Below are 9201 nucleotides of genomic sequence, written 5' to 3'. Positions count from 1 at the left end.
AAGCCCCCGATTGTCGGGGACTTTTCTTTTGGGATCGTGCGGCCCAGCTTGTCGGGTCTGCTAGATCTTCTGCCCCGCCGGCGCCTTCGGCCCCGCGGGCGCTCCGCCGCCACTCCCGCCCACATCGATCCTGATCCGCTGCACCTCCGTGCGCCCGGCCGGATACTTCACCTCGATGGTCACTTCGTCACTGCCGACGAAGTCCGCCTTTGATTGATAGAAGGCGATGAACCCGGGCACTTCGAGCGCGAGGCACTGCTTGTAGTTGGTGGCGCTCACCTTGCCGCGTTTGATGCTGACAGTGCCGTTGATTGGCGGCGTGACCATGCGCAAAGCGGGCAGGGTGCCCGAGGTGCAGTCGGGCTGAACGTTGAGATAAACGCCGACCTGGAAGTTGCGCGCAGTCGGCCCCTTGGCGGTCCGCTCGACGACAGACGGTGTCGCGGCAGGCGGCATGGGCGAGGGCGTCTGCGCCCAAAGGGCGGTTCCGGCACCGGTTCCCGCCAGAGTGCTTATGACGAGACTCAGTGCGACAACCGGCTTGCGAAACATGGAATTTCTCTCGATTGGCAGGTGATAACAGCGCGGCGCGACATCCCAAGGATGCAGCAAAAGTGCTGTCATATCAATGGATCGCAGGTCCATGGGCTGGATCGATGAGGGGCGTTTGGTCGGTCTCACGACTTGGTGTAATTCTTTGAATCAAAACGTGTTTGGGTAGCTCCGCGGGGCAATCGCCACATCTGTGGCGGGCATGCTAGGAGAACCCACGGCGCCAGTATGGTGAATCGCCGCGCCGGCCCTTAAGAATTCTGAGGTTTGTTGAATGGTGTCGAAAGAAACTTCCGCAGCGAAGGATGCGGTGCACACGCTGCGTGTCGGCGTCGTGGGCGCAGGTGTCATGGGCACCAATCATGGCCGCGTGCTGGCCGGGCTGCCGGGCATCGAAATGGTCGGCATCGTCGATCCCATGCTCGAACATCGCACCCGCGCCGAGAAACTGATCGGCTGCAAGACCTTTGCCGATCTGGACGCAATGCTGGCCGCTGGCGTTGATGCCGTGACCATCGCAGCGCCCACTCACTTGCATCACGAAGTCGCGCTGGCCTGCATCGCCAAGGGCATTCACGTGCTCGTCGAGAAGCCGATTGCGTCCACCGTGGAAGAGGGACGCGAGATCGTCGATGCCGCGCAAAAGGCTGGCGTGACTCTGATGATTGGCCATGTCGAGCGTTTCAACCCCGCCGTCGCCACCATCAAGAAGGCGATCGAGGGCGAGGACATTCTGTCGATCGGCATCACGCGCGTCGGCCCGTTCCCGCCGCGCATGTCCAATGTCGGCGTTGTCATTGACCTCGCTGTGCATGACATCGACCTGATCCGCTGGTTCACCGAGAGTGACATCGTCGAGGTGCAGCCGCAGCTGGCCTCAGCCGTCGCCGAGCGCGAAGACATCGCGCTGCTGCAGTTCCGCACGGCATCCGGCGTGCTGGCCCATATCAACACCAACTGGTTGACGCCGTTCAAGGCGCGCACCGTCACGGTCGCGACACGCGGCAAATATGTGATGGGCGATCTGCTGACCCGGCAGGTCACCGAATGTTTCGGTTTCAAGACCGATGGCAGCTATTCGATGCGTCATCTGCCGGTCGGGCAGGACGAGCCGCTGCGCGCGGAATTGATGGCGTTTCTCGATGCCGTGCGCACCGGCGGCGTGCCGGCGGTGACCGGCGAGGAGGGCGTCGCCTCCCTCGAAATCGCGATCCAATGCCTGGAAGCGCCGAAGAAGCGCGCGGCTACCGCGACGCGTCCGGCGCCCCGCAAGGTGGTTGGCTGACGCAAGCGCGACCCGGCGCAAGCATGCGCCGGTTTCCAGTATTCAGACTTCAAGACGACATTCTGCAGGCCAGGCATCATGAACCAGCACACCCGTATCGACCCCGTTCCCTTCATCGATCTCAATGCACAGCGTCAGCGGCTCGGCACATCGATCGACGAGGCGGTCACCCGCGTGCTCAATCACTGCCAGTTCATCAATGGTCCGGAAGTCGCCAAGCTCGAAGCAGAACTCGCCAAATATTGCGGCGCCAAGCATGTGATCAGCTGCGCGAGCGGCACCGACGCGCTGATGATGGTGCTGATGGCTAAGAAGATCGGCCCGGGCGATGCCGTGCTGTGCCCGTCCTTCACCTTCTGCGCCACCGGCGAGGCCGTGGCACTGGTCGGCGCGTCGCCCGTATTCGTCGAAGTCGATGAAGTCACTTTCAACATCAGCCCTGAGTCCGTGAAGCGTGGCATTGCCACCGCCAAAAAGGCCGGCCTCAAGCCTCGGGCGATCATTCCGGTCGATCTGTTCGGCCAGCCGGCCGATCTCGATGCGATCAATGCCATCGCCGAGGCCGAAGGCCTATTCGTGCTGGAAGACGCCGCGCAGGCCTTCGGCGCGACCTACAAGGGCAAGCGCATCGGCACCTCGGCGCTGGCCACCACCACCAGCTTCTTCCCGGCCAAGCCGCTCGGCTGTTTCGGCGACGGCGGCGCGATCTTCACCGATGACGACCAGCTCGCCGAGGACCTGCGCAGCATCCGCATCCACGGCCAGGGGTCCGACAAATACGACAATGTCCGGTTGGGGATCACCGGCCGCCTCGACACCATCCAGGCCGCGGTGCTGCTGGAAAAGCTGAAGATCTTCGACGACGAAATCGCCGCCCGCAACAAAGTAGCCGACCGCTACGCCCGCAGCCTCGGCAACCTCGTCACGGTGCCGCGTGTCGCCGAAGGCAATACGTCGATCTGGGCCTGCTACGTGATCCGCCTGCCGAAGGGCACGGACCGCGACGCCTTTGCCAATGCGCTGAAGGCGCAGGGCGTGCCGACCGCGATCTATTACGCGAAGTCGATGCATATGCAGACGGCCTATAGGGACTATCCTGTCGTCGATGGTGGCCTGCCGGTCTGCGAGGCGCTGTCGGCCGACGTCATCAGCTTGCCGGTTCATGCCTATCTCGACGAGGCCACCCAGGATCGTGTCATCCAGGCTGTGCGCGACGCGCTGGCGGCCTGATTTGGCCGTTTTGCACAGCCGCTTCATGCTGTAGAAGCGGCTGATGCTGGGACGCATTTTCACCGTCGGCGGATATACGCTGCTCTCGCGGATCACCGGCTTCGCGCGTGACATCATGCTCGCGGCGATCCTTGGCGCCGGGCCGGTGGCCGACGCCTTCTTCGTGGCGCTGCGACTGCCCAATCATTTCCGCGCCATTTTCGCCGAAGGCGCGTTCAATGCCGCTTTTGTGCCAGCCTATGCCCATGTGACGGGAAAGGGCGGGCCGGCATCGGCACATCTGTTTGCCGATCGCATCTTCACGCTGCTGTTCGCGTCGCAGGTCGTCCTGCTCATTTTGGCCATTCTGTTCATGCCGCAGGCCATGAGCATTCTTGCGCCGGGCTTCACCGATGATCCCGCGCAGCGTCATCTCGCCATCGAGCTGACACGCATCACCTTTCCCTATCTGTTGCTGATTACGCTGGTGACGCTCTATGGCGGCATGCTCAACGTGATGCAGCGCTTTGCCAGTGCTGCGGCGGCCTCGATCTTCCTCAATATCTCAATGATGGCGACACTGGCGCTGGCTGCGTTCTTTCCGAGTGCAGGTCACGCGGCGGCCTGGGGCGTGTTGATTTCGGGCTTTCTGCAATATTTCCTGCTCGCCGGAGACTTGCAGCGCCATGGCGGGCTACCGCGTTTCGCGCCGCTGCGCCTCGACGAGGACGTGCGCGGTTTCTTCCGCGCGCTCGGCCCGGCGACGCTGGGCTCCATGGGCACGCAAGTCGCATTGTTTGCCGATACCATCATCGCGACCTTCTTGCCGGTCGGCGCGCTGTCGGCGCTGTATTACGCGGACCGTCTCAACCAGTTGCCGATCGGGGTGATCGGCATCGCCATCGGCACGGTGCTCTTGCCGGAGATGTCACGGCGGATGGCGGCAGACGATCACGTCGGCGCCATGGGCGCGCAGCGCCGCGCCTTCCTGTTCACGCTGTTGTTCTCGCTGCCCTTCGTCGCCGCATTCCTCGTGGTGCCCGACATCATCATGCGCGCGATGTTTGCCCGCGGGGCCTTCACCAAGGCTGATGCTGCAGTCGCTGCGGCGACGCTCGCCGCCTATGCCATTGCGCTCATCCCCTTCGTGATGATCCGAAGCGCCGTGGCGACCTTCAATGCCCGCAAGGACACCACGACGCCGATGATCGCCGCGCTCACCGGCATCGCAGTCAATGTCGCGCTGAAGATTCTGCTGATGGGACCTCTGGCGCAGATCGGCCTCGCGCTTGGCACCGCGGCGGGCGCCTGGATCAATCTGTTGCTGGTCATCTTCTTCGCCATGCGGGCCGGCTATCTCGAATTCGACCGCGCGTTCCTGCTGGCACTCGGCAAGTTCGCGCTCACTGGTGTGGTCCTTGCTGCGGTCCTGTGGGGGACTGCACGTCTTGCGGCGGAGCGGTTTGCGGGCCTTACCAGCCTCCGCGACGAAGCGACACTGGGAGTTCTTATCATCGTGACCGTCCTGGTCTATTCGGCGTTGGTTCTGACGCTTTTCGGGAAAAGCTGGCTGCGCAGTCTGGTCCGCGCCAGATAGCTCGCTTCATCGTGTCCCAAAGTCGGGCAGGGCGACGCCCCCGTGCCACTTGCCGCCGTCTCCCCGCAGTGTAGATTGAGTCTAAACTGCAAGCGGAGGAATGATGGCCCCCATCAAATTCGGCGTCGGACAGAGTGTCCTGCGTAAGGAAGACGACGCCCTCATTCGTGGCCGTGGCCGCTACACCGACGATCACGCGCCCGTCACGCTGCATGCCCTGGTGCTGCGCTCACCGCATGCCCATGCCAGTTTCACCATTGATGTCAGCAAGGCGCGCACGCTTCCAGGTGTCGCCGCGATTCTGACGGCAGAGGACACCAAGGACCTCGGCGGTCTGCCGTGCCTGTTCAATCTTGAGGATCATCCTTTCACCGGGCCGGATTATCCGATCCTCGCCGCCAGGGAAGTGCGCCATGTTGGCGACGCCGTGGCCTTCGTCGTTGCGGAGACTGTCGCGCAGGCGCGCGATGCGATTGAGGCGATCGAGGTCGACTGGAAGCCGCTGCCGTCAGTGAACGGTCTCGTCAACGCCGTCGCCAAGGGCGCGCCGCAGGTGTGGGCCAAGCATGCCGGCAATGTGCTGTTCGACGTGCCGATCGGCGACAAGAAGGCGGTCGATGCGGTGTTCGCCAAGGCGCCAGTCGTCGCCGAAGTGAAGATCGTCAATCCGCGCGTCATCATCAACTATATGGAAACCCGCGCGGCGATTTGCGAATACGATGCCAAGCGCGATTACATGACGCTGACCATCGGCAGCCAGGGCAGCCATCGTCTGCGCGACATCCTCTGCGATAACGTGCTGAAGATGTCGAAGGACAAGATGCGTGTGATTTGCCCCGATGTCGGCGGCGGTTTCGGCACGCGCCTGTTTCCCTATCGCGAATATGCGCTGGTGGCCTTTGCCGCCAAGAAGCTCGGCAAGAATGTGAAGTGGGCGGCGGACCGTACCGATCACTTCCTCGGCGACGCGCAGGGGCGCGACAATGTCACCCATGCACGCATGGCGCTCAGCGAGGATGGCAAGTTTCTTGCCATGGATGTCGACCTGATGGCCGACATGGGCGCGTATCTGTCGACCTTCGGGCCGTATATCCCGCATGGCGGTGCCGGCATGTTGCCGGGTCTCTACGATATCCAGACATTCCATTGCCGCGTGCGCACGGTGTTCACCAACTCCGTGCCGGTGGATGCCTATCGCGGCGCCGGCCGTCCGGAGGCGGCCTATGTCGTCGAGCGTCTCGTCGATCAATGCGCGCGCAAGCTCGGCATGACGCCGGATGCGATCCGCCGCAAGAACTTCATCCCGCCGAAGGCGATGCCGTACAAGACCGCGACCGGCAAGGTGTACGACTCCGGCGATTTCACCGCGCATATGAAACGCGCGATGGATGTCGCAGGCTGGAAGGAATTTCCAAAGCGCGCCAAGGCCGCGAAGAAAGAGGGCCTGGTTCGTGGTATCGGCATGGCCACCTATGTGGAAGTCTGCGGCACCATGGGCGACGAGACCGCCAATGTTGCTGTTGGCGCCGATGGCGACATCACCATTTTGATCGGCACGCAGTCGACCGGGCAGGGGCATCACACGGCCTATGCCCAGATCGTTGCTGAACAGTTTGGCGTCGCGCCGGAGCGCGTGCACATCATTCAAGGCGACACGGCGAAGGTCGCGACCGGTCTCGGCACCGGCGGCTCCGCATCGATCCCGACCGGTGGCGTCAGCGTGCAGCGCGCCACCAGGCAGCTCGGTATCAACCTCAAGGAGCTCGCGGCGGATGTGCTGGAAACCAGCGCCGCCGACCTCGAGATCGATGGCGGCGTGGTGAAGATCGCCGGCACCGATCGCTCGGTGTCATTCGCCGATCTCGCGAAGAAGGCCGATCCGTCGAAGCTCAATGCGTCCGAAACCTTCAGTAGCGCCGACGGCACCTTCCCCAACGGCACCCATCTGGTCGAAGTCGAGATCGATCCTGCGACCGGCAAAATCGCCATTGTCAATTACGTCATCGTTGACGATTTTGGCGTCACGCTGAATCCGTTGCTGCTGGCCGGCCAGGTTCATGGGGGCACCATGCAGGGCATCGGCCAGGCGCTGATGGAGCAGGCGATCTATGATCCCGAGGACGGCCAGCTCGTCACTGGCACTTTCATGGACTATGCGCTGCCGCGCGCGGCCGACGGCGCGCCGATCTCGTTCGAGACCCACAACATCCCGTGCGTGACCAATCCGCTGGGGGTGAAGGGGGCCGGCGAGGCCGGCGCCATCGGCTCCTGTCCGGCCGTGATGAACGCCATCGTCGATGGCCTCTATCGCGAATACAAAATCGAGCACATCGACATGCCCGCAACCCCTGAGCGGGTGTGGATGGCGATCCGCGAGCACGAACGGCTCCACACGCTGTAGAGCCCGCCGCCGGGAATAGCCCGATGGCGGCGGGGTTCATCTACATGTTGCGAACTAGTCCTAGTTGAATTCCAAAAGGGGTATTGGTCGATGAAACGTGCGCTTCTCGTTGTCGGAGCTTTGCTGTTGGGTGTGGGGGCGGTCTCGGCCCAGCAGGAGATCGTCAAGGAACGCCAGACGCTGATGAAATCCAACGGCCGCGCCTTGGGTGGTACGCTCAGCGCGATGGCCAAGGGCGAAAAGCCCTATGATCAGGCCGCGGTCGAGGCCGCGCTGACAGTGCTGGACGAAACCGCCAAAAAGCTGCCGACGCTGTTTCCGGACAGCACCAAGGGCCTGAAGGCTGAAGGTGACTATTCGACGTCGCCGAAGGTCTGGGAAGACAAGGCCGGTTTCGATGCCCACATCGTCACCTTCGCCAAGGCCGTCACCGACGCCAAGGCCAAGATCAAGGATCTCGATAGCCTCAAGGCCAATGTCGGCGGCATCGGCAAGGCATGCGGCGGCTGCCACGAGACGTTCAGGCTGAAGATCTGAGTTCGACTGTGAACTCTGAACAAAAGGGCGAACGCGTAACGCTCGCCCTTTTTTCAACCATCGTCGGTTCGAATGTTACTTCGTCACCTGTCCGCGGATCTCGCCGCCTTTGTTCGCTTCGGTGTGGACGTTGACATAGTATTTGCCGGCCATCAGGTCGGCGGCTTGTGCGTCGGTCAGCGTGGCGCTGCCTTCGGATCCGCTGGTTGCAGGCGTGATCGGCACGGCTACGCCGGCATTCTTGCCGGCTTCGGCGGGGCCGTGGAAATGCGCCATGGTCGCAGGACCCGTGAGGCCGGAATAGGTCAGCTTCCAGGTCAGCTTCTTGGTGGCAGGATCGAAGTCGATATCGGCGGTGCCCTTGCCGGCGCTGGTATTGGCGGGCACTTCGGAGGCGCTATCGAGGATCGCCTTCATCTTCTCGGCGGAAGCGGGGCCGGGGAGGGCGATGCTGGCGCCGAGTGCGAGGGACGCGAGCATGATCGAACGAGGTGACATGGTTTTCTCCCTGATGATGGCGAGGTCGTCATGGCTGGAAACATCCGAGACGCCAATTCATTCCCCCGGGGGCCTAAGGGATGGATCACGGTTTCGTTCCGGCAGCGGCTGTTCGACGCGCTTTATGTGCTGAAGTTTGACCAGGATACCGATTGGACATGCACGTGCTGAAACGGCTTTTCATTCTCGCACTTGTCGCGGCTGTCATCGGCTTCGGCGTGTTCTGGTGGCTGACGATTCCAGTGACGGTGGCTGCGAGCACGCTCCCGCCGCACACGCCCAATCCCGGCAATGGCGCGGTGGTCTTCAATGCCGGTGGCTGCTCGTCATGCCATGCGACGCCGGCGCAGCAGGATCGGCTCAAGCTTGGCGGCGGGCTGCCGCTCACATCGCCGTTCGGCACGTTCTATGTGCCGAACATTTCGCCTGATCCCGCTGTCGGAATCGGCCGCTGGAGTGAGGCTGATTTCGTCACGGCACTATTGAAAGGTACTTCGCCGAACGGCTCGCATTACTTTCCGGCCTTTCCCTACACGTCCTATCAGCAGATGAAGATGGAGGACGCGCGCGATCTGTTCGGCTATCTGAAGACGCTGGCGCCGGTCACGAGCAAGGCACCGGATCATGCGGTGCCATTCCCGTTCAACATCCGTCGCAACCTCGGCGTCTGGAAATGGCTGTTCCTCGATGGCAAACCCTTCGTGGCGGATGCGTCGAAGTCGCCGCAGTGGAATCGCGGCAGCTATCTGGTCAATGCGCTGGGCCACTGTGCCGAGTGCCACAGCCCGCGCAACGCACTGGGTGGCATCGTGATGGCACAGCGCTTTGCCGGTGGTCCCAATCCCGATGGCGAGGGCTGGGTGCCCAACATCACCCAGAAGCGCCTCGGTGACTGGAGCGAAAAGGACATCGCGTATTTTCTCGAAACCGGGCAGACGCCGGACGGCGACACCGCCGGTGGCTCCATGGCGCGTGTGATCCGCAATACCTCCCAGTTGAGCGCAGACGACCGCTCGGCGATAGCGCTCTATCTGAAGTCGCTCCCTGCGGTGGAGGGGCCCATCAGGCCCGCCAAAAAGGGCTAAAACCGCCCGCGCAAGGTTGGGTTGTGGCGAGGTGCAG

8 protein-coding genes are annotated in these 9201 nt (G+C 62.8%); 6 read left to right on the top strand and 2 right to left on the bottom strand.

The annotated features are described in order from the left end of the window. Positions 1-60: 60 nt before the first annotated feature. On the bottom strand, positions 61-552 hold the full coding sequence (locus A4A58_RS27140; protein WP_068738129.1) for a hypothetical protein: 492 nt from the start codon (positions 550-552) through the stop codon (positions 61-63). Positions 553-826: 274 nt separating this feature from the next. Between A4A58_RS27140 and A4A58_RS27135 the strand changes: the two genes are divergently transcribed. The 5 genes from A4A58_RS27135 to A4A58_RS27115 all read left to right on the top strand — a co-directional run bounded on the left by A4A58_RS27135 (position 827) and on the right by A4A58_RS27115 (position 7581). Beyond that, a complete protein-coding gene (locus A4A58_RS27135; protein WP_068738128.1) occupies positions 827-1837 on the top strand; it encodes a Gfo/Idh/MocA family protein in 1011 nt (336 codons plus the stop codon). Positions 1838-1915: 78 nt separating this feature from the next. Then, entirely contained in the window at positions 1916-3067 is a 1152-nt protein-coding gene (locus tag A4A58_RS27130; RefSeq protein ID WP_068738126.1) for a DegT/DnrJ/EryC1/StrS family aminotransferase, read from the top strand. 43 nt (positions 3068-3110) lie between these two features. Next, entirely contained in the window at positions 3111-4643 is a 1533-nt protein-coding gene (murJ, locus tag A4A58_RS27125; RefSeq protein ID WP_068738124.1) for a murein biosynthesis integral membrane protein MurJ, read from the top strand. A 103-nt stretch (positions 4644-4746) separates the two neighbouring features. Then, entirely contained in the window at positions 4747-7044 is a 2298-nt protein-coding gene (locus A4A58_RS27120; protein ID WP_081422112.1) for a xanthine dehydrogenase family protein molybdopterin-binding subunit, read from the top strand. Positions 7045-7134: 90 nt separating this feature from the next. Further along, positions 7135-7581: a c-type cytochrome gene (locus A4A58_RS27115; RefSeq protein WP_068738120.1), complete on the top strand. Its 447-nt coding sequence runs from the start codon at positions 7135-7137 to the stop codon at positions 7579-7581. Between the two features lie 75 nt (positions 7582-7656). Here A4A58_RS27115 and A4A58_RS27110 read toward each other — a convergent pair whose 3' ends face one another. After that, positions 7657-8079, bottom strand: a complete 423-nt coding sequence (locus A4A58_RS27110) for a CHRD domain-containing protein (RefSeq protein WP_068738118.1) — start codon at positions 8077-8079, stop codon at positions 7657-7659. Positions 8080-8243: 164 nt separating this feature from the next. On the opposite strand from A4A58_RS27110, the gene A4A58_RS27105 reads away from it, so the two are divergent. After that, positions 8244-9164 (top strand): c-type cytochrome, encoded by a 921-nt coding sequence (locus A4A58_RS27105; RefSeq protein ID WP_068738484.1) that lies wholly within the window; start codon positions 8244-8246, stop codon positions 9162-9164. The last annotated feature ends 37 nt before the right edge of the window (positions 9165-9201 follow it).

Source organism: Tardiphaga robiniae (genome assembly GCF_001618955.1).
GTDB lineage: Bacteria > Pseudomonadota > Alphaproteobacteria > Rhizobiales > Xanthobacteraceae > Tardiphaga > Tardiphaga robiniae_A.
Note: the sequence above shows the minus strand (reverse complement) of the source record. Positions and strands in the feature narration are given on the sequence as shown.

Bases quoted from the DNA above. Each gene is read 5' to 3' on its own strand.
- A4A58_RS27140 (WP_068738129.1), bottom strand. From the start codon at position 552: ATGTTTCGCAAGCCGGTTGTCGCACTGAGTCTCGTCATAAGCACTCTG.
- A4A58_RS27135 (WP_068738128.1), top strand. From the start codon at position 827: ATGGTGTCGAAAGAAACTTCCGCAGCGAAGGATGCGGTGCACACGCTG.
- murJ (WP_068738124.1), top strand. From the start codon at position 3,111: ATGCTGGGACGCATTTTCACCGTCGGCGGATATACGCTGCTCTCGCGG.
- A4A58_RS27130 (WP_068738126.1), top strand. From the start codon at position 1,916: ATGAACCAGCACACCCGTATCGACCCCGTTCCCTTCATCGATCTCAAT.
- A4A58_RS27110 (WP_068738118.1), bottom strand. From the start codon at position 8,079: ATGTCACCTCGTTCGATCATGCTCGCGTCCCTCGCACTCGGCGCCAGC.
- A4A58_RS27120 (WP_081422112.1), top strand. From the start codon at position 4,747: ATGGCCCCCATCAAATTCGGCGTCGGACAGAGTGTCCTGCGTAAGGAA.
- A4A58_RS27115 (WP_068738120.1), top strand. From the start codon at position 7,135: ATGAAACGTGCGCTTCTCGTTGTCGGAGCTTTGCTGTTGGGTGTGGGG.